Source organism: Kribbella sp. VKM Ac-2568 (genome assembly GCF_004345365.1).
Taxonomy (GTDB): Bacteria; Actinomycetota; Actinomycetes; order Propionibacteriales; family Kribbellaceae; genus Kribbella; species Kribbella orskensis.
In genome coordinates this window covers 34,887-53,424 of record NZ_SLVF01000006.1, presented here as the reverse complement: position 1 = coordinate 53,424, position 18,538 = coordinate 34,887, and the positions used below count along the sequence as shown (strand labels likewise).

Sequence of the window (18,538 nt, the reverse complement as noted above, 5' to 3'; positions counted from 1 at the left end):
CCCAGCCCCACCAACCATCCGTGCGGGCTGACCTGGGGGCGGTGTGAGGATGGGGTTATGGGGCTGGAGCGGATTGCGTTGATCTCGGATGTGCATGGGAATCTGACCGCGCTGGAGGCTGTGCTCGCGGACATCGAGGCGAGGGGGATCGGGCGGATCTTCAACCTTGGGGACTATGTGGGCAAGGGTCCGCGGGGCAGTGAAGTGGTGGATCGGTGCCAGCAACTGTGCGAGGTGAACATCCTCGGCAACTGGGACGACTTCCTGCCCGACCCTGACCGCGAGTTCGACAACGAGGCCCTCCGCTGGTGGAAGAAGGAACTCCGCGAGGACCAGTGGATCTGGTTGCGCGCCCTCCCGTTCTGCCACGACTTCGTCCTGAGCGGCAGGCAGATCCGCCTCTTCCACGCCTCGGAGACGACCGTGCACCGGCGGGTCCGATTCGACCATGACGAGCGGGAGTTCCTCGGCATGTTCGAGAACACCGAGGCCACCGGCGACGGCCCGATCCCGAACGTGGTCGGCTACGGCGACACCCACGACGCCTTCTACGAGGTCGACCTCGGCGGCCGCACCCTGTTCAACACCGGCAGTGTAGGCAACAGCATGAGCGACCCCACCCCGGTCTACGTCATCCTCGAAGGCGTCCCCGACACCCCCGACCCGGCCCCGTTCTCCATCCAGTTCGTCCGCGTCCCGTATGACGCCGCCGGCGAGCTGGAGATCGCCCGCGACCTCGGCATGCCCGACCTCGACGGCTACCAAAGCGAAATCCTCCACGGCATCTACCGAGGCGACTTCCACGCCAACACCCCACCCACCTACCACCGCCCACCCCGCTGACAGCTATTGGAGCTGGCGGGCGCTGGCGGACGTTGCTCGGGCTAGCGGACGAGCAGGGCTTCGGAGCCGATGGGTTGGTAGCCGGCGGCTAGGAAGGTTCGGGTGGAGGCGGCGTTGCCGGGGGTTACCTGGGCCCAGATGTGGGCGGTCGGTGGGATGAGGGCGCGGGCCGCTCGGGCGAGGCGGCGGCCGTGGCCCTTGCCGCGTTCGCCTTCCGGGACCTCCAGGGCGCACTCGAGGCGGCCCGCGAGCCCGCGCCCGGTCAGCACCAGGCCGGCGTACGAATCGGCGTACACGTGTACGTCGTCGCGGTACCGCCAAGCTCGCTCGACGCGTGGGTGCTCGTGGTCAGTCAGTTCCGTGAGCCCCTCGATCGCGGCGGCCCGCTCGACGGGATCCACCAGCGCAGGAGCGAGCAGCATCGCGTCGATCGCGTTGACCCGGCGGCCGGTCAGTTGCTCGAGTGCTGACAGGAAGGGCGGGTTGAGGGGTGCCGAGAGATCCCCGGGCTTGATGCGTTCGGCGACCCAGGCGGGGTCGACGTCGGCGGCGACCACGATGTGGCCGGTGAACGCGACGACGCAGCTCTCCCGGTCGGACGGCGCCGGGACGACCGTGACGCTCAGGTCCGGGGTGGGGAAGACGCCGCGTTCGATGCCGCGCAGAATGTCAGCCAGAGTTGTCATCACGAGCCATTGTGGAGGAGAACCCTCGCGGGCTCAGACGGCGGATCCGCCCACGAAGCGGTCGCGCCACGAGGGAAGTGGACAGGGAGGCAGACGTGCGGAAGCCGGAGCGGGTCGGGGCCGAGGGGCTGCCCGAGCGGGTGACGATCTACGAGGTCGGACCCCGGGACGGGTTGCAGAACGAGGACGCGATCGTCGATGTGGCGGTGAAGGCGGAGTTCATCCGCCGGCTGGTCGACGCCGGGCTGACGACCGTCGAGACCACCAGCTTCGTGCACCCGAAGTGGGTGCCGCAGCTCGCCGACGCCGCGGAACTGCTGAGCCTGCTGGATCTCCCCGAAGATGTTCGCGCTCCAGTCCTCGTCCCGAACGAACGCGGTCTGGACCGCGCCCTCGAGGCCGGGGTCAGCGAGATCGCGATCTTCGCGAGCGCGACCGAGACCTTCGCGGCGAAGAACCTGAACTCGACCGTGGACGACCAGTTCGCCATGTTCGCCCCGACGGTCGAACGTGCGCTGGCACAGGGATTGACGGTCCGCGGTTACGTCTCGATGTGTTACGGCGACCCGTGGGAGGGCGACGTACCGATCGACCAGGTGGTCAAGGTCGGTGCGCGCCTGGTCGAGCTCGGCTGCCACGAACTCTCCCTCGGCGACACGATCGGCGTCGCGACCCCGGGCCAGGTGATCGCGCTGATCCACGCCTTCACCGCCGCCGCCGTGGGTGTGGACAAGCTGGCCGTGCACTTCCATGACACCTACGGCCAGGCGCTCGCGAACACCCTCACCGCGCTCCGCGAAGGCATCACCACCGTCGACAGTTCCGCGGGCGGGCTCGGCGGCTGCCCGTACGCCGAGAGCGCGACCGGCAACCTCGCCACCGAGGACCTCGTCTGGCAGCTCGACGGCCTCGGCATCCGGACCGGCGTCGACCTCGAGAAGCTCGTCGCCACCAGCGCGTGGATGTCCACCCAACTAGGCAAACCCTCCGCCAGCCGAGTAGTCCAAGCCCTCGCCGGCTGACCTCGATCCAGCCCCAGAGCTCCAGCAGAGGTCAGGCGCCGGCGCCTGGGAGGGTTTCGGAGAGTTCGATCATGTTGCCCCAGGGATCGCGGAAGAAGGCCAGGCGGCGGCTGATGTCGTCGATCTCGAAAGGGTCGCCGATCAGGTCGACGCCGCGGCGGGCGAGTTCCGCGACAGCCTTGTCCACGTTGTCCACGTGCACGCAGATGTGCTGGTAACCACCGTGCTGCAGGCTGACCCCGAGATCGTCGAGCACCTCGTTCGGGAACGGGATGGGGCCGGCCAGCAGCTCCAGGTGGAAGTCGTCGTCGTTGGCAGGGCTGAGGTACGCGAGCTTGAGTTCGCCGTACGGCCACTCCTGCAGCACGCGGAAGTCCAGCTTCTCGACGTACCACTGCTTGGCGGCCTCGTAGTCCGGCACCCGTACGCCGACGTGGTGGCCGGCGAACGACGCGAAGGGGCTGGACGGGTTCTTCGGGGGATTGCTGGGCATCGGCATGATCTGTCTCCTCGAGGTCGAAGCGCGGACGAGATCAGTCAAGAGCCCGGCACCTCCGCTCAGAAGGCGGAGAAAGGCCCTGGTCAACCTAGGTCTGGCAGACCCACCCACCTCCTCGCCGGCGGAGCTGCCGGCGAGCGAGACTGGGAGCATGAACGAGCTGGGTGAGTTCCTCCGCTCCCGTCGGGCCCGCCTGACGCCACCGGATGTCGGCCTGCCCTGGCGCTCGGGGAGCCGTCGCGTGAGCGGGCTGCGACGTGAGGAGATCGCCCTGGTCGCCGGCGTCAGCGCCGACTACTACACGCGTCTCGAGCAGGGCCGGGCCAGGAATGTGTCCGCGCAGGTCCTCACGGCCGTCGCCGACGCGCTCAGGCTGGACCAGCTCGAGCGGCAACACCTCACGGATCTGGTCAAGCCGACCGGGCGGCCCGACCAGCCACGCCCACCGAAGGCGCGACCGGCGATCCGGATGATGCTCGACGCCCTGGACCCGGTGCCGGCGGTCGTCCACGGACCGCGGCTGGAGGTCGTCGCGATCAACCGGATGGGCAAGGTGCTGATCGACGACTTCGACGCGATGCCCGCGGCGGAGCGCAACATGGCTCGCTGGATGTTCCTCAACCCGAAGGCGCGCGAGGTGTACCCGGACTGGACCGAGATCGCCGCGCAGATGGTCGCGATCCTGCGCGCGGCGGCCCGCCCCGACGCGTCGGACCCACTGCTCGCCGCACTGGTGGGAGACCTGTCCACCGGCTCAGACGAGTTCTCCCGCTTCTGGGCCGACTACAGGGTCTTCAAGCACACGCATGGCACCAAGACGTTCCACCACGAGGCCGTCGGCGACCTGCGGATCAACTACGAGTCGCTCGTGCCGGCCGCGGATCCGGACCTCTCATTGATCATCTACAGCGCTGCCACGGGATCGCCGTCGGAGGAGAAGCTCAAGCTGCTCAGCAGTTGGGTCACGCCTCGGCCGCTATCGGTTCCCGGCGAGTCAGCGGCAGCCTCTCGCGAGTGAGCTCGTCGGCGGGCGTCTCCACGAAGAGAACCAGGTCGGGGTGGGCCGGCACGGAGAGCTCGGTGACGGTGAAGTGGAGCTCGCCGGCGACCGGGTGGACGACGTGGCGGGGGCGCGGGCTGCATTCGGCCACCTCGTGCTTCGACCACAGCTCGTCGAACTCCGGGCTCAGCTTGCGGAGCCGGGCGAGGTCGGTCTCCCAGTCGGGATCGCCGATGTGTTCCCCGTACGCCGACCTGAGCCGGGCGACGAGGTACGGGACCTCGTCCTCGTAGTTCAGCAGTTGCTGCCGCGCGAGTGGCTCGGTGACGATGCACCAGAGCAGGTTCTTGTGGACGCAGGGCAGCGTGTGCCAGTCGTGGAAGAGATCGCTGAACGCCTGATTCGGCTGGATGATGTCGAAGCGGGTGTTCGTGATCACCGCCGGCAGTGGATCGAGCGCGTCGAGGATCTCGGTCAGCACCAACTCGTTCGCACACTCGCGGGGCTTCGGCCGTACTGTCGTCGCCTCGGCCAGACGATAGAGGTGCGCCCGCTCGGGTTCACTAAGCCGCAGCGTTGCCGCGACGGCGTCGAGCACCTGGCCGCTCACGTTGATCGGGCGGCCCTGCTCGAGCCACGTGTACCAAGTCACCCCGACGCCTGCGAGTTGGGCGAGCTCCTCGCGCCGCAGGCCCGGAGTACGGCGTCGACCGCCCGGCGGCAGGCCGACAGCCTCGGGGGTCACCTGGGCGCGACGCGCCTTGAGGAACTCCCCGAGCTCAACCCGTCGGGTACTCATCCAGCCATGCTGACACGCACCACCGACAGTTTCACCGGGATTGCGCAGGCCCGGCCGGCGTACCCCAGGTGGTCAGGCAGAACGGATGCCCAGCCGGATCGAGAAACACGCGGAAAACCGACGGCGCAGGCTGTACCGCGGTCTTCGTGGCGCCGGCCGCGAGTACCTGGGCCTCTTCGGAGTCCAGGTCGGCCGTCTTGAAGTCGAGGTGGCACTGCTGCGGCACGCGGGGTTCGGGCCAGGTCGGCTCGCGGTAGTTCAGATCCCGCTGGAACCCCAGGCTGAACCCGTCGCACCGCAGCTCCACGAACGTCTCGCTTGAGACGGTAATCTCGCCGCCGCAGATCCGCTGGTAGAACTCCGCCAGCCCGCGAGGCTCCGGGCAGTCCAGCGTCGGCCCCCAGAACGGCGCGACCATCTACTGCTCGATGGGCCGCGGGATCCGCCGCACCAGGCTCTTGTCGGCGTACTGACCGACCCGGTACGTCGACCAGCCGTCCACGCCGGCGGCAACCGCACCGCCGAGCAGCGGGACTCGCCGGGTCACCATCAGGCCCATCCGCTTGCCGCTGATCCGGGCGATCAACTCACCGACGACCTCGCCGGAGACCAGCCGGTCGAGCTCCGGGTCGAACACCGGCGCGGTCGCGATCGCCAGCGGTGACGTCGGCAGGCTCGACTTCTTCAGCCGGTCGTCGACACCTTCCTCGCCCAGCATGCAGGTGATCACCGCGGTCCGGACTCGCGGATCGTCGAGGTCGTAACCGCGCAGGTGCGCGACCGCGGCGATCATCCGGGCCTGCACGACGGCGAGGCCGGTCAGGTTCGCGGGCAGCGCGACCGGCAGGGTGACGAGTCCGCCGATGCTGGTGACGAAACCCTGCACTCCGGCCAACCGGATGTGCTGGTCGATCACGGCGTCGACCGCGAGCTGCGCGTCGTTGCCGTTCTTGGACAGCTGGCGTTCGGCGACCTTCTCCGCGCCCGGGAAACGCTGATATCCGTCGATCGCGATCTCGAGGACCTGACGCAGCACACCCGCCGCGGCCTGCGGGGCGAACCGCTGCGCGGCAGGCGCGAGACTGCTGGCGACGAACCTGGCTACTCCGGCCACAGCACTCCTTCACAACTCGGGCACCCGCCCCGGGGTCCCGGCGGCGGGTGCAGCACTTTCAACTCTACGTGGCTGCCCAGCGCGCGCCACTCGGGAGAAACCCCGGCCGGTCCCCCACCGGGCAGTTTCCCCACGGGCGCGGCCCTCACCGGGCGATACGTTCGGCGGATGAGACTGACTGTGGTCGGCTGCTCGGGCTCGGCGCCGGGTCCGGACTCCGCCGCGTCGAGCTATCTGGTCGAGAAGGACGGATTCCGGTTGCTGCTCGATCTCGGTGCGGGCGCGGCCGGACCGCTCCAGCGCTACGCCGCGGCGGAGGAGATCGGAGCTGTGATCCTGTCGCATGCGCACTCCGACCACTGGTCGGATGTGACTCAGCTCAGCTACTACCGTTCCAAGGCGATCCGCGACGGATCCGACTGCGGTCCCATCCCGGTCTTCGGTCCGTCGAACATGAACCCGGTGCTGACCACCAGCCCGGACGACTTCACGACCGCCGTCATCCAGCCGGATGTTCGCGTGCTCGGTCCGCTGACGGTTCGGCTGGCAGGCGTGCAGCACGGCGATCTCGAGTGCTGGGCCACGAGGGTGGACGATGCCCTCTGCTACACGGCCGACACCGAGCCATGTGCTGCCGTCGAAGAGTTGGCCGAGGGCTGTGGGGTGCTGCTGGCCGAGGCTTCGGGGTTCGATGCCGACGGGCCGCTGCGTGGGCACCTCACTGCTGGGGACGCGGGCCGGCTCGCCGCGAAGGCGGGCGCCAGGCTGTTGATCCTGACCCATCTCCGCGCCTGGCAGGACCACCTCCGGCTGCTCGACGAGGCCGCGCAGGTGGCGGGGTGTCCCGTGGTGCTGGCCCAGCCCGGTTTGCGCGTCGCCCTCTGACGGGCTGCCCGGCGTTTGGTTGTTCGGGGCGTAGGTCAGGATGGTGGGGTGCCTCTCGAACCACCTGCCTCCGTGTGGGACTTCCCGCCGGTCGCGGTCGCCGGTCCCAGCGATGTCGTCGCGGCCGGGGCTGATCTCGAACCGGGCACGGTGCTCGCGGCGTACCGGCGGGGGCTGTTCCCGATGCCCGACAGCCATGGACCGCTGCTCTGGTGGTCGCCGGTCGACCGCGGCGTGATCGAGATCGACGGGTACGCGCCGTCAAGGTCGCTGCGGCGGGCCCGGCAGCGCTTCGAGATCCGGGTCAACACCGCCTTCGACCAGGTGATCCGCGCCTGCGCCGACCCCAGCCGGCCGGGTTCGTGGATCGACGCGGACATCATCGCGTCGTACACCCGGCTGCACCGGATGGGCTGGGTCCACTCGGTCGAGGCATGGGACGGCGACGAGCTCGCGGGCGGCCTGTACGGCGTGGCGATCGGAGGGTTGTTCGCCGGGGAATCGATGTTCCACCACAAGACCGACGGGTCGAAGGCGGCCGTCGCCGGGCTGGTCGAACTGCTCAACGACAAATACGCCGCCGACCGGGTGCTCGACATCCAGTGGGTGACCGACCACCTCGCCACTCTCGGCGCCGTCGCGATCCCCCGCGACCAGTACATCCGCCGGGTCGAACGCGCCCTCACCCTCCCGCTTCCGGACGCCTTCAGCTGAGCCCAACCTTCAGCCGAACTCCTGGGTAAGCCCGATGAAGTCGGCGAGCTGGTCCGTGGCCTGCAGGAAGAACTCGTCCGCGGGATCCATCGTGCCGACCAGCTGACCGAACAGCTCGAAGCTGATCATCCCGAACAGCTGCGTCCACGCGATCACCGTCCGCACCAACACCTTGGGCGGTACTCCGGGCGCCATCTCCTTGAACACGGTGAGTTGCTCCGCGAGCAACCCCAGCGGTTCCGGCGCCTCAGCAGGAGCAACCAGTACTCCGGTGTCCTGGGCCCGGCTGAGTATCCCGAGCAGCACGACTGCGACCCGCCCGGCCGGCTGGATCGTGCTCTCGGGCGCCTTGTACCCGGCGACGGGCGAGCCGTAGATCAACGCGTACTCGTGCGGATGCGCGACCGCCCACACCCTGACCGCACGGCAGACCGCGAGCCACGCCGTACGCGGGTCGTCCTGGTCCTTGGCCGCGGCTTCCGCCTTCGCCCCGAGCGCGTCGTACGCGTCGATGATCAGGGCGGTGAGCAGGTCGTCGCGGCTGGGGAAGTACCGGTACAGCGCAGACGAGACCATGCCGAGCTCGCGGGAGACGGCCCGGAGCGAGAGCCGCTCGGCCCCTTCGGCAGCCAGTTGGCGACGGGCGGCGTCCTTGATCTCCCGCGTCAGCTCGGCCCGGGCACGGTCGCGGGCGGTTCGTCCGGCGTTCATGGCGGTCAGTCTGCCATGAGCACCGGACTAAATCGAGAGCAGTGCTCTTGACATGTACCGCGTGTCGGTGTTCACTGGTCATAACAGAGAGCACCGCTCTCGCAAACTGGAAGGCGATCCTGATGCAGGAGTACAACGACAAGCGAGTGTTCACCGGCGGCCGCCGCTCCATGCTGATCATGAACAAGGTCGTCGCGGGGCTCGCGAAGGTCGGCATCAGCCTGATGGGCAGCCGGGTCCTCTCGGTCCGGGGCCGCAAGTCCGGCGAGTGGCGCAGTGTCCCCGTCAACCTGCTCACCGTCGACGGCGAGCGCTACCTGGTCGCACCCCGCGGCCACGTCCAGTGGGTCCGCAACCTCCGCGCGAACAGCGAAGGCCGGCTCGCCATCGGCCGCCGGGTGGAAGTGTTCCGCGCCGAAGAACTCACCGATCCCGCCAAGCCCGAGATCCTCCGCGCCTACCTCAAGAAGTGGGCCTGGGAAGTAGGCGCCTTCTTCGGCGACGACGTCCGCGCCGACTCCCCCACCGAAACCCTCCTCCACGTAGCCCCCGGCTTCCCCGTCTTCAAAATCCACGCGATCTGATCAGCCCTCCTCGGTCGCCAGTGCGAGTTCGGCTTCGAGTTCGGCAACTGATGGAAGAGCGGATTCGAACTCCTCAGGCAGGGAGTTGTTGATCGCCGTCGTCCACTCCGCCACGCCGATGGGCGCCTTGAAGTTTCGCAACGCGTACTCGGCAACCACTTCTTTCTTGTTCCGGCAGAGCAGCAGCCCGATGGTCGGCTTGTCCCCTTCCTTCGCCAGCACGTCGTCGACCACGGCCATGTAAAGACCGAGTTGACCGAGGAAGGAAGCGTCGAACTTGACCGCCTTCAACTCGATGACGACATAACACCGGAGTTCCAAGTGGTAGAAGAGCAGGTCGCAGAAGAACTCGTCGCCAGCCAGTTCCAGCCGGACTTGGCGGCCGAGGAACGCAAAGCCCTGGCCGAGTTCGAGCAGGAACTTTCCGACATGCTCGACGAGCTTCTCCTCCACCTCCCGCTCGCGCCACGTGTCCGTGGCGCCGATGAAGTCGAACAGGTACGGATCGCGAGTCGCCTGCTGAGCGAGATCGGAGCGTTCAGGGGTCATCGCGACGGCGAAGTTGGTCACCGCTCGACCGGCCCGCTCGTGGAACCGGCCCTCGATCTGGAGTGCGAGAACATCCCGGCTCCAGCCGCGCTCGACCGCAGCCGCGGCGTACCAGAGCCGCAGATCGGCATCGTCGACTTTGTCGAGCAGCGCGATGTGGTGGCGCCAGGGCAATTGTGCAACGGTGCGTTGCACAATTGACGCGTCCGGCCAGGCTGCCGCGAAGGCACGCATGTACTTCAGGTTTCGTGGCGAGTATCCCCTTGTACCCGGAAACCTCGTCTTGAGGTCGGCGGACAAGCGGTCGATGACCTTGGTGCCCCATCCTTCTTCGTGCTGGCGATCGAGGATCTCCCTGCCGATTGACCAGTAGCCTGCAAGTAGTTCCTTGTTGGCGGCGGTTACGGCACGTCGGTGCCCGGAGGCGACGTGAGCGGCGACCCGGTCCAGTAGATCCGGGTACCAGTCGGGTAGTAACGACCGAGCGGGTGCGCTTTCGAAGCGAGGCGTGATGGTGTTCTCGTCCATGTGGTCAACGCTTTCGCCTCGGCAGCTGGTGAACCGAGGGCCTTCGCAGGGCATCGCGGGGCAGCCTGGGGCAGATTGTCGAGCTTGCCTGCGAAGATGGCTGGATGATCAGTGCGGAGGAGTTGACGGCGGCGCCCAAGGTTTTGTTGCACGATCATCTGGATGGTGGGTTGCGGCCGGGGACGATCGTGGAACTGGCGGCGGAGATCGGGCACAGGTTGCCGCGGCAGGATGCCGGGGAGTTGGGGCTGTGGTTCGTGGAGTCGGCGGATTCCGGGTCGCTGGAGCGGTATCTGGAGACGTTCGACCACACCGTCGCGGTGATGCAGAACGCCGACGCGATCACCCGCGTGGCCAGTGAGTGCGTGCAGGACCTGGCGGCTGATGGAGTCGTGTACGCCGAGGTCCGGTATGCGCCCGAGCAGCACCTCACCCGCGGACTGAGTCTCGAGCAGGTGGTGGATGCGGTTCGCGAGGGATTCGAGCACGGGATGGCGAACGCCGAGCGCCCGATCGTCGCGAGGCAGTTGCTCACCGCGATGCGCCACCAGGCCCGTTCGATGGAGATCGCCCAGCTTGCCGTCGCCTACCGCGACGCGGGGGTCGTCGGCTTCGACATCGCCGGCGCCGAGGCCGGCTACCCGCCCACCCGGCACCTCGACGCCTTCGAGTATCTGCAGCGCGAGAACGCCCACTTCACCATCCACGCCGGTGAGGCGTTCGGACTTCCCTCCATCTGGCAGGCGATCCAGTGGTGCGGTGCTGACCGCCTCGGCCACGGCGTGCGGATCATCGACGACATCGCCTACGACCAGTCCGTCGGTCTCCAGCACCTGGACGGAAAGGTCGAGCTCGGCCGGCTCGCGGCGTACGTGCGGGACCGGCGGATCCCGCTGGAGATGTGCCCGAGCAGCAACCTGCAGACGGGTGCCGCCGACTCGATCGCGCAGCACCCGATCGGCCTGCTCGCCAAGCTGAAGTTCCGCGTCACGGTGAACACCGACAACCGGCTGATGAGCGGTACGTCGATGAGCCGTGAACTGGCGTTGCTCGCCGAGGCGTTCGACTACGGCCTCAGCGACTTCCGCTGGTTCGCGATCAACGCGATGAAGTCCGCGTTTCTCCCCTTCGACGAACGCCTCGCGATCATCGAGAACACCATCAAGCCCTGGTACGCCGAAGCGCTGTCCCGCTGAGCCGAGGTCCTGGCCCGATAATCGTTCGCCGGGCGGGGTTCTCGGCCGGATGATGGCCGTGATGACTACCTCCACGAAATCGGTCCGCTTCGTCGAGCTGACCAGTACTGCGATGCGCGCGTTGCTCGCCGACGATCTTGCGGCCGCGCGGGCGGAGACCGGGTACGAGCTCGGTGACGCCTTCCTGACGGATGCCGCCAAGTGGCTCTGGCAGTACCGCGTCAACCAGCTGGCCGCGGATCCCACCAGCATCGGCTGGCTCGTCAAGCTCGTGCTCTCCGAACCGGGAGTCGTCGGCTACGCCGGGTTCCACGGACCACCCGACGCGGCCGGGATGGTGGAGATCGGCTACACCGTCGACCCGCAGTACCGGCGGCAGGGTTACGCGCGGGCGATCGTCGCCGCACTGCTGGAACTCGCCGCCGGCAAACCCGAAGTACACACCGTCCGGGCGTCAATCAGTCCGACCAACGCCGCCTCGCTCGCGACCATCGCCGGCTTCGGCTTCCTGGAGGCCGGCGAGCAGTGGGACGAGGAAGACGGCTTGGAACTCCTCTTCGAACGCCCTGTCTGACCGACTCCACAGCTTCGCGCCGAATACTTGACATCGGATACACGGAAGCTAATACTCGATTTCGAGTAGCCGAGATCGAGGAGGTGGGCTGCGGTGGTCAAGCGCAAGGTGGCGAACCCGCTGGCGTTCGCCGTGCTGGGCAGTCTCGCCGAGCGGCCGATGCACCCGTACGAGATCTCCACGATGCTCAAGAGTCGCGGCAAGGACCTGAGCATCAAGCTCAACTACGGCTCGCTCTACTCGGTCGTGGCGGCGCTCGAGAAGCATGGCTTCATCGAGGCCGTCGAGACCCTGCGCGACGGCAATCGCCCGGAGCGGACCGTGTACGACATCACCGAGGCGGGCCGGCTGGAGTTCCAGGACTGGCTGACCGAGCTGCTCGGTACGCCGGAGAAGGAGTTCAGCCAGCTGGAGGCCGGGCTCGCGTACCTGCCGGCCTTCCCGCCGGACCGGGTGGTCGAGCTGCTGGACCAGCGGATCACCGCGCTCGAGGCGGAGATCGCGGAGGTCGAGGGCGCGCACGCCTCGATGGAGGCGATCAAGTTCCCCCGCGTCTTCTGGGTCGAGTCCGAGCTCCGGCTCGCGTTGCTGAAGACGCAGGCCGACTTCGTTCGCCAACTGGCGAAGGAGATCCGCTCGGACGAGCTCGAAGGCAGCGTGTTCTGGCGCAAGGGCTACGAGCTGGTGGAGACGCTGGGGATCAAGCCCGCCGACCTGTTCAAGGATCCGGTCAAGTACTTCGGGGAGGAGTTCACCTGGATGCAGGCCATGCCTCCAGAAGTAGGCGCACCAGAACCAAAGCCGGAACCAAAGTAAGGACGGCCCCCGACCAGGGTGCGGCAACACCCGGGCCAAGGGCCGCAGTTCCTCGAGTCGGTCCCGAAGGACCTGGCACCCAAGGCGCAACCATCAGGATAGCCAGGCCGCCGTGGATCGACTCCTCACCCATCAAGAGGAGTCACATCACCATGCCATCAACCAGTCATGCCCTCGAGGCGTCCGACCTGGTCAAGACCTACCCCGCCGGGCGGAAGAAGCCGCCGGTGCGAGCTCTCGACGGACTCACCTTCGCTGTACCGGAGGGTGTCGTACTAGGTTTGCTGGGCCCGAACGGCGCCGGCAAGTCAACCACCGTGAAGATCCTGACCACCTTGTCCCGAGCGGACTCCGGTACTGCGACGGTCGCCGGGTTCGACGTGGTCAAGCAGCAGAACGACGTCCGGCAAGCGATTGGGTACGTGCCGCAGAAGTCCAGCTCAGACCCGATGGCCACAGGCGTCGAGAACCTCGTCCTGAGCGGGAGAATCTACGGCCTGTCGCGACAAGAGGCCGTACGCCGGGCCGCCGAGCTGCTCGAGCGGTTCGACCTGACCGAGGCGGGTGGTCGCCAGGTCCGCACCTACTCGGGTGGAATGCAGCGCAAGCTGGACGTCGCCCTCGGCCTGGTCCACCGGCCGCGAGTGCTCTTCCTGGACGAACCGACCACCGGACTCGATCCCGAGGCCCGCGCGGATCTGTGGAACGAGGTCGAGCGGCTCTCCGACAACGAAGGTCTGACCGTGCTCCTGACCACGCACTACCTGGAAGAGGCGGACCGCCTCGCCGACCAGCTGGCCATCGTCGACCACGGCCAGGTCGTTGCCGAGGGCACACCGGAGGCGCTGAAGGCCGAGCTCCGTGGTGATTCCGTCCAGGTCGAGCTCGTCGACGCCGATGTCGACGGCAACGTTCGCCGGCTGCTCGGGCACCTTCCCGGCATCGGGGAGATAGTTGTCGACGGCAACACTTTGCGAGCCCGAGTGGATCGCGGCGCCACGGCGGTGCCCGCAGTACTGGGAGCCCTTGAGGAGAAGGCGATTCCGGTCACTGCGGTGACGGTGTCGCGGCCGTCGCTGGACGACGTCTATCTGCAGTACACGGGTCGCTCGTTCCGGGCGGCCGAGAACACAGTCGGACAGGTTGAGGGGAGCGCCGCCTGATGGCCACGATCACCGCGAACCCCGCAAGGACTACCGGAACCGCCCGCCGGGGTGGGTTGGTCAGTCAGACGGGATACATCACCGGGCGCTGGCTGCGGGCGCAGTACAGGTCGCCTGCTCTGATCGCCTTCACATTGGTGCAACCTGCCATCTGGTTGTTGCTGTTCGGCCAGCTGTTCAAGGGCGTGGTGGCTCTCCCGGGCTTCGGCGACTCGTCGTACATTGCGTTCCTGACGCCGGGCATCGTGATGATGACCGCGCTGATGACGAGCGGCTGGGCCGGTACCACCTTCATCGCCGACATGGAGCGCGGCGTGATGGACCGGATGCTGACCTCCCCGGTCCGCCGGGGTGCGCTGATGGCGGGTCAGCTGATCAGCAACGGAACCACCACCGTGATCCAGACCATCATCGTGTTCGCGATCGGCATCGCCGCCGGCGCCCGGTACGACGGGGGCGCGGTCGGCTACCTGGTCACGATCGTGGCGTCGATGCTCGTCGGCACGGCGTTCGGGTCACTCTCGAACGCGGTCGCCCTGCTGACCCGCCAGCAGGAGGCCCTGATCGGGATCTTCCAGTTCGTCTCGCTGCCGCTCACGTTCCTGTCCTCGATCATGCTGGACCTGGAACTGGCCCCCCACTGGGTCCAGGTGGCCGCCCGCTACAACCCCGTCGACTGGGCCGCCGTAGCCGCCCGCCAAGCCCTCTCCGCCGACCCGGACTGGTCCTCAGTAGCCCGCCACGGCCTCTACTTGGCCGCCTTCACACTGATTGTCGGCTACCTCTCCACCCGAGCCTTCCGCACCTACCAACGCTCTGTCTGAACCCCCGAAAGGCCCTCCCGTCGTACTCCGGGAGGGCCGTTCGCGCCCTCTGCGCTGACCCGGCTTGCAAAGGGTGCGCAGGGTAGGCGGATCGCGGTCACGTCGGCAGGCACGATCACCACCGCACAGAGCAGACAGCCACTCCGGGATGACTCGTCGACGTCGGCATGGGAAGCCATGATCGGCCAACAATAGAAGGGAAATCAGGGCTTACTGCGAACCGGTACCTGAGGTCGTTCTCGGATCCCATCAGCTGGTGGTTTGGAAGGTTCGGCGGTAGTCCTGGGGTGGGACGCCGACTACACGGCGGAAGTGGTGGCGGAGGAGGGCGGCAGTGCCGAAGCCGGCCTCGGAGGCGATCTGCTCGATGCCGAGTTTCGTCTGCTCCAGCAGGGTTCTGGCGTGCAGGACGCGCTGGGTGGTGACCCACTTCAACGGGGTCGTGCCGGTCTCGGCGACGAACCGGCGGGCGAAGGTGCGGTCCGACATCCGCGCGCGCCGGGCGAGGTCCGGGACGGTGTGCTCGACGGTGAGATTGCCGACCATCCAGTCGAGCACCGGCTGCAGGCTCTCGCCGGACGACTCGGGCACGGGCACCTCGACGTACTGCCGTTGGCCGCCGTCGCGCTGCGGCGGAACCACCATCCGGCGGGCGATCCGGGTCGCCACGGCGCTGCCGAGCTCCCGGCGTACGAGGTGCAGGCAGGCGTCGATGCCCGCGGCGGTGCCGGCGCTGGTGATGATGTTGCCGTCGTCGACGAAGAGCACGTCCGCATCCAGCCGCGCCAGGGGGAACTGCTCGCGGAACTTGTCCGCGTAGCGCCAGTGGGTCGCGCAGGAGCGCCCGTCGAGGAGCCCGGCGGCACCCAGTACGAAGGCGCCCGAGCAGACCGTCAGCAGGATCGCGCCGCGCTCCGAGGCCTTGCGGAGCGCCGAGAGGATGCGTTCGTCGTACTCGCCGCGCCAGGTGGTGGCCGGCAGCGCGACCAGGTCGGCGTCCTCGAGCTCCTCCAGTCCGTACGGCGCGATCACCGCTGAGTGGCTGCTGGTTCGCAGCGGCTCACCAGGGCGGGTCGAACACACCTTGAAGTCGAACGGCGGCACGCCGTCGTCGGTCCGGTCGATGCCGAACACCTCCGACAGCACCCCGAACTCGAACACGGCGACGTCCTCCATCAGGACGACAGCGATCTTCCGCAGCATGCGAACCAGTATGGCAGTAATTTGTGGAAGGATGTCAATAGTGCCAATTGTGGCGGGATCTAGCTGGTAGCATAGTTACTGCCATGACCGGAATCATCGTCCTCGCAGTACTCGCGCTGGTCGTGATCGCGGCCCTCGAAAGCAGCAACAGGAAGCACGCAACCGGGCTCGGACACGGGCCCGAAGGCGCCTGGGTTGCCGACGATCGCGATCTCGCCAGGTCCAAGCTCGACCTGCTCGCCCTTGGTGGCGCAGCCGAGCCCTTCTCCCACAAGCCCGCTACCAATGCCGGCAGCGTCGTCACCATCCGCCGGGCCCACATCCTCCAGCACCACGGCCGCCACGCGGCCTGATCCACCCCCTTCAGAGCCGGCGGAAGGTCCACCTTCCGCCGGCCTTCTGCTACCTTGCGAGCGCTTCCGCAGGCTCTCGGCGGCGTGCTGGGCGGGGACGATAGAGCTCGGCTGCTCCCGCAGTCAGGGCCACCGACAGCAGGAGGAAGCCGCCGTACATCGTTGCGGGGTTGACCGGTGCCGGCTCCTGCTGGTTGAGAATCCACAGCAGGAGCACTCCGGAGGCGACCGCCGCGGCACCGATCACCTTCCACCAGATCTGCCGGAGATGAAGCAGTCCGCCCAACAGGAACGCGGGCAGGAAGACCATCCCCGGGCCTGCGAAGACCAACAACCAGCACAGTCCGAGCAGCCGCCACCAGCGGGACCGGCCGGCCCGGCGGACGCCGTACAGGAATCCGAGCGCCGCACCGCAGACGGCAGTCGAGCCGAGGATCATGCCTGTACCGCTCCAGCTGAACCCGGGATCGGTGGAGATCAGCCGCATCCACACCCGAGCAGCTGCTCCCCACATCAGCCCGAGCGCGAAGCCTGCGCCGGTAGCGCGCGGGATGCTCACCATTCCACCGGCAGGCAGGCGAGCCGTGGACCGGCGGCGCCCTGCGGATCAGTGGGTTCCTGGTGGATCACGATCGCCCGCCGGCCAGGTAGTGGCGCGAACGGCACGTGGGTGAGCGCGAACCCGGTCCCGGCCCGGGTTGCCGTGAAGTCGAGCCAAACCTCCGTGGTCGCGTCGACCCGCGGTGGGACGCGCCCGGCCACAGTGTCCGCGTTGTAATGCGGCCCGGCTGCGGCGCCGTCACCGGTCACACAAGGCCCCACGTGAAGGTGAGCGCCGAAGTCCCGGCCGGCCACCGATCGGTCGATTCCGCGGACCTGGAGGACCACCAGACTGCGGCCGTGGTGCTGGACCATCACGAGCGTGGCTCTGGCGTGGTCGAAGGGCCCGGCCGCACCGAGCTGGAGATCGCGGAGATTGCCGTGGGCACTGACCACTCGGGTGGCGTCACGGTCGGGATGGGCGTCGGCCGTGGCCGGCGCGAAGACGGCGGTGCTCAAGAGGATCGCTGTTCCCGCGGCGGCGAGCTTCGTTACTGTCATGACTCCCCCAATCGGGTCCATGCTGGGTGCACGGATCACTGCAACAGACGGGCCTGGACGCGGCCTGGGTGACAAGGAAAAGAAGATCTCCGCGCTGTCACCCGGCTGGTGGTTTCGCTCGTCCGTCAAGGTGATGGGGGCTATGGATGCGGCTGCGGAACTGCCCAGCGCCGGCGTACGGCGGGACGCCGACGCGCTGGTCGTCGCGCTGTTCCAGGCCGAGGGCGCGCGGCTGGTCCAGCTCGCCCGGTGGTTCGTCGACGACCGCACGGCCGCTGAGGACCTGGTGCAGGAGGCGTTCCTGCGGCTGGCCCGCAACCAGCACCGGATCAACGACCCGGACCGGGCCGCTGCGTATCTGCGCTCGATCGTGATCAACCTGGCCCGCGACCACAACCGGCGTGGTCTGGTCTCCCTGCGGCACCGGCCACCCGCCGAGGTGGACGACCGCTCCGCCGAGGACCACGTGGCCGATGGGGAGAGCCGCCGCGAGGTGATCGAGGCGTTGCGCGGACTGCCGCGGCGGCAACGCGACTGCGTCGTCCTGCGGTACTACGTCGAGCTGCCCGTCGCGGAGATCGCGGCGACCCTCGGCCTGTCCCCGAACTCGGTCAAGACCCACTTGCGACGCGGCCTGAGGTCGCTCAAGGCGGAACTGGAGGAACCCCGATGACAACACATCCGCCCGCCGGCGACCTGCCGTCCAGCGACCCGACACCGGTGGAGCGCCGACTGCTCGAGGCACTCGGGCCGGGACAACCCCGCAGTACCTCGCCTGATCTGTTCGACCGGGTGCTCGGCAGCATCGCCGACGACCGGATCCGTCGGCGGCGGAACCGGCGCGGGGTACTGGCGGCGGTCGCCGGGCTTTTGTTGCTCACCGCACTTGTTTTGTTGCTCACTCCGACAAAGAACGGACATCTGCTGATGGACTGGTGGGTTCTCGAGCTGATCACCACGGGCCTGCTGATCGGACTCGCGCTCTGGCTCGGGCCGTTCATCAAACGCTTCGGCCGGGCCTATGCGGCGGACGTCTTCCACGACAACCCGCAGACCGGCAAGAGCTACATCGTGCTGACCGACATCGTGTACTACCTGATCTTCACGGCGTACATCCTGTTCACCGTCAACTTCGAGCCGCGGCAGACCTGGGGACTGCGCGTAGTGCCGGCCCAAGTGACCTTCGAAGCCGCCCGACTCGGCGGCATCCTGCTGATCATCGGGGTGCTGCACGGCCTCAACATCGTCCTGATGCCGGTCCTCGGCCGCCTGTTCTCACTCAACCGCAAACTCTCGGGCCATTAGCCGGTGGATCTTCGGTCGGATCGGAGGGTGACCCTCTGGCGTTGAAAGGTAGATGCTCCACCACGACTT

24 protein-coding genes are annotated in these 18,538 nt (G+C 67.8%); 14 read left to right on the top strand and 10 right to left on the bottom strand.

Annotated features, from left to right (window positions below; genetic code table 11):
- Nucleotides 1–57 precede the first annotated feature (57 nt).
- Complete coding sequence (locus EV648_RS18125) at nt 58–843, top strand: metallophosphoesterase (protein WP_132292602.1); 786 nt, start codon at nt 58–60, stop codon at nt 841–843.
- A 41-nt stretch (nt 844–884) separates the two neighbouring features.
- Here EV648_RS18125 and EV648_RS18120 read toward each other — a convergent pair whose 3' ends face one another.
- A complete protein-coding gene (locus EV648_RS18120) occupies nt 885–1,529 on the bottom strand; it encodes a GNAT family N-acetyltransferase (RefSeq protein WP_132292599.1) in 645 nt (214 codons plus the stop codon).
- Nucleotides 1,530–1,624: 95 nt separating this feature from the next.
- Here EV648_RS18120 and EV648_RS18115 point away from each other — a divergent pair, with 95 nt between their 5' ends.
- The gene (locus EV648_RS18115) at nt 1,625–2,551 is read left to right on the top strand and encodes a hydroxymethylglutaryl-CoA lyase (RefSeq protein ID WP_132292596.1); all 927 of its coding nucleotides are present in this window, start codon (nt 1,625–1,627) and stop codon (nt 2,549–2,551) included.
- A 31-nt stretch (nt 2,552–2,582) separates the two neighbouring features.
- On the opposite strand, the gene EV648_RS18110 is transcribed toward EV648_RS18115, so the two are convergent.
- Nucleotides 2,583–3,050, bottom strand: a complete 468-nt coding sequence (locus EV648_RS18110; protein WP_132292593.1) for a VOC family protein — start codon at nt 3,048–3,050, stop codon at nt 2,583–2,585.
- A gap of 151 nt (nt 3,051–3,201) precedes the next feature.
- On the opposite strand from EV648_RS18110, the gene EV648_RS18105 reads away from it, so the two are divergent.
- On the top strand, nt 3,202–4,068 hold the full coding sequence (locus EV648_RS18105) for a helix-turn-helix transcriptional regulator (RefSeq protein WP_132292590.1): 867 nt from the start codon (nt 3,202–3,204) through the stop codon (nt 4,066–4,068).
- Here EV648_RS18105 and EV648_RS18100 read toward each other — a convergent pair.
- The 3 genes from EV648_RS18100 to EV648_RS18090 are packed head-to-tail and all read right to left on the bottom strand — an operon-like array spanning nt 4,013 to nt 5,963.
- A complete protein-coding gene (locus tag EV648_RS18100) occupies nt 4,013–4,849 on the bottom strand; it encodes a helix-turn-helix transcriptional regulator (RefSeq protein ID WP_132292587.1) in 837 nt (278 codons plus the stop codon). The two genes, EV648_RS18105 and EV648_RS18100, sit on opposite strands and share 56 nt — an antisense overlap.
- Nucleotides 4,850–4,880: 31 nt before the next feature.
- Nucleotides 4,881–5,267, bottom strand: a complete 387-nt coding sequence (locus EV648_RS18095) for a VOC family protein (RefSeq protein ID WP_132292584.1) — start codon at nt 5,265–5,267, stop codon at nt 4,881–4,883.
- On the bottom strand, nt 5,268–5,963 hold the full coding sequence (locus tag EV648_RS18090) for an EcsC family protein (RefSeq protein ID WP_132190058.1): 696 nt from the start codon (nt 5,961–5,963) through the stop codon (nt 5,268–5,270). It lies immediately after the preceding gene.
- A gap of 168 nt (nt 5,964–6,131) precedes the next feature.
- Between EV648_RS18090 and EV648_RS18085 the strand changes: the two genes are divergently transcribed.
- Together EV648_RS18085 and aat are read left to right on the top strand one after the other, a co-directional pair.
- Entirely contained in the window at nt 6,132–6,848 is a 717-nt protein-coding gene (locus EV648_RS18085) for an MBL fold metallo-hydrolase (RefSeq protein ID WP_241995327.1), read from the top strand.
- A gap of 48 nt (nt 6,849–6,896) precedes the next feature.
- Nucleotides 6,897–7,562: a leucyl/phenylalanyl-tRNA--protein transferase gene (aat, locus tag EV648_RS18080; protein ID WP_132292581.1), complete on the top strand. Its 666-nt coding sequence runs from the start codon at nt 6,897–6,899 to the stop codon at nt 7,560–7,562.
- A gap of 9 nt (nt 7,563–7,571) precedes the next feature.
- On the opposite strand, the gene EV648_RS18075 is transcribed toward aat, so the two are convergent.
- The gene (locus EV648_RS18075; protein WP_132292578.1) at nt 7,572–8,273 is read right to left on the bottom strand and encodes a TetR/AcrR family transcriptional regulator; all 702 of its coding nucleotides are present in this window, start codon (nt 8,271–8,273) and stop codon (nt 7,572–7,574) included.
- 122 nt (nt 8,274–8,395) lie between these two features.
- Here EV648_RS18075 and EV648_RS18070 point away from each other — a divergent pair, with 122 nt between their 5' ends.
- Nucleotides 8,396–8,857: a nitroreductase family deazaflavin-dependent oxidoreductase gene (locus EV648_RS18070; protein ID WP_132292575.1), complete on the top strand. Its 462-nt coding sequence runs from the start codon at nt 8,396–8,398 to the stop codon at nt 8,855–8,857.
- Here EV648_RS18070 and EV648_RS18065 read toward each other — a convergent pair whose 3' ends face one another.
- On the bottom strand, nt 8,858–9,934 hold the full coding sequence (locus tag EV648_RS18065) for a YhcG family protein (RefSeq protein WP_132292572.1): 1,077 nt from the start codon (nt 9,932–9,934) through the stop codon (nt 8,858–8,860). It lies immediately after the preceding gene.
- A gap of 104 nt (nt 9,935–10,038) precedes the next feature.
- Between EV648_RS18065 and EV648_RS18060 the strand changes: the two genes are divergently transcribed.
- From EV648_RS18060 to EV648_RS18040, 5 genes are all read left to right on the top strand, one after another.
- On the top strand, nt 10,039–11,130 hold the full coding sequence (locus tag EV648_RS18060; protein WP_132292569.1) for an adenosine deaminase: 1,092 nt from the start codon (nt 10,039–10,041) through the stop codon (nt 11,128–11,130).
- Between the two features lie 61 nt (nt 11,131–11,191).
- Nucleotides 11,192–11,704 (top strand): GNAT family N-acetyltransferase, encoded by a 513-nt coding sequence (locus tag EV648_RS18055; RefSeq protein WP_199234686.1) that lies wholly within the window; start codon nt 11,192–11,194, stop codon nt 11,702–11,704.
- Between the two features lie 93 nt (nt 11,705–11,797).
- On the top strand, nt 11,798–12,520 hold the full coding sequence (locus EV648_RS18050) for a PadR family transcriptional regulator (protein WP_132292566.1): 723 nt from the start codon (nt 11,798–11,800) through the stop codon (nt 12,518–12,520).
- 152 nt (nt 12,521–12,672) lie between these two features.
- Nucleotides 12,673–13,683, top strand: coding sequence for an ATP-binding cassette domain-containing protein (locus EV648_RS18045; protein WP_132292563.1), 1,011 nt, complete (start codon nt 12,673–12,675; stop codon nt 13,681–13,683).
- A complete protein-coding gene (locus EV648_RS18040) occupies nt 13,683–14,507 on the top strand; it encodes an ABC transporter permease (protein ID WP_132292560.1) in 825 nt (274 codons plus the stop codon). Before EV648_RS18045 ends, EV648_RS18040 begins: the two co-directional genes overlap by 1 nt.
- Nucleotides 14,508–14,756: 249 nt before the next feature.
- On the opposite strand, the gene EV648_RS18035 is transcribed toward EV648_RS18040, so the two are convergent.
- The gene (locus tag EV648_RS18035) at nt 14,757–15,710 is read right to left on the bottom strand and encodes a helix-turn-helix domain-containing protein (protein WP_132292557.1); all 954 of its coding nucleotides are present in this window, start codon (nt 15,708–15,710) and stop codon (nt 14,757–14,759) included.
- Nucleotides 15,711–15,793: 83 nt separating this feature from the next.
- Between EV648_RS18035 and EV648_RS18030 the strand changes: the two genes are divergently transcribed.
- Nucleotides 15,794–16,063 carry a hypothetical protein gene (locus tag EV648_RS18030; protein ID WP_132292554.1) on the top strand — a complete coding sequence of 90 codons (270 nt, stop codon included), beginning with the start codon at nt 15,794–15,796 and terminating at the stop codon, nt 16,061–16,063.
- Between the two features lie 49 nt (nt 16,064–16,112).
- Here EV648_RS18030 and EV648_RS18025 read toward each other — a convergent pair whose 3' ends face one another.
- Nucleotides 16,113–16,622: a hypothetical protein gene (locus EV648_RS18025; RefSeq protein WP_132292551.1), complete on the bottom strand. Its 510-nt coding sequence runs from the start codon at nt 16,620–16,622 to the stop codon at nt 16,113–16,115.
- Entirely contained in the window at nt 16,619–17,164 is a 546-nt protein-coding gene (locus tag EV648_RS18020) for a superoxide dismutase family protein (RefSeq protein WP_158294014.1), read from the bottom strand. The genes EV648_RS18025 and EV648_RS18020 overlap by 4 nt, the downstream gene beginning before the upstream one ends.
- A gap of 142 nt (nt 17,165–17,306) precedes the next feature.
- Between EV648_RS18020 and EV648_RS18015 the strand changes: the two genes are divergently transcribed.
- Together EV648_RS18015 and EV648_RS18010 are read left to right on the top strand one after the other, a co-directional pair.
- Nucleotides 17,307–17,837: an RNA polymerase sigma factor gene (locus EV648_RS18015; RefSeq protein ID WP_132292545.1), complete on the top strand. Its 531-nt coding sequence runs from the start codon at nt 17,307–17,309 to the stop codon at nt 17,835–17,837.
- Entirely contained in the window at nt 17,834–18,469 is a 636-nt protein-coding gene (locus EV648_RS18010) for a hypothetical protein (RefSeq protein ID WP_132292542.1), read from the top strand. Before EV648_RS18015 ends, EV648_RS18010 begins: the two co-directional genes overlap by 4 nt.
- Nucleotides 18,470–18,538: the final 69 nt, after the last annotated feature.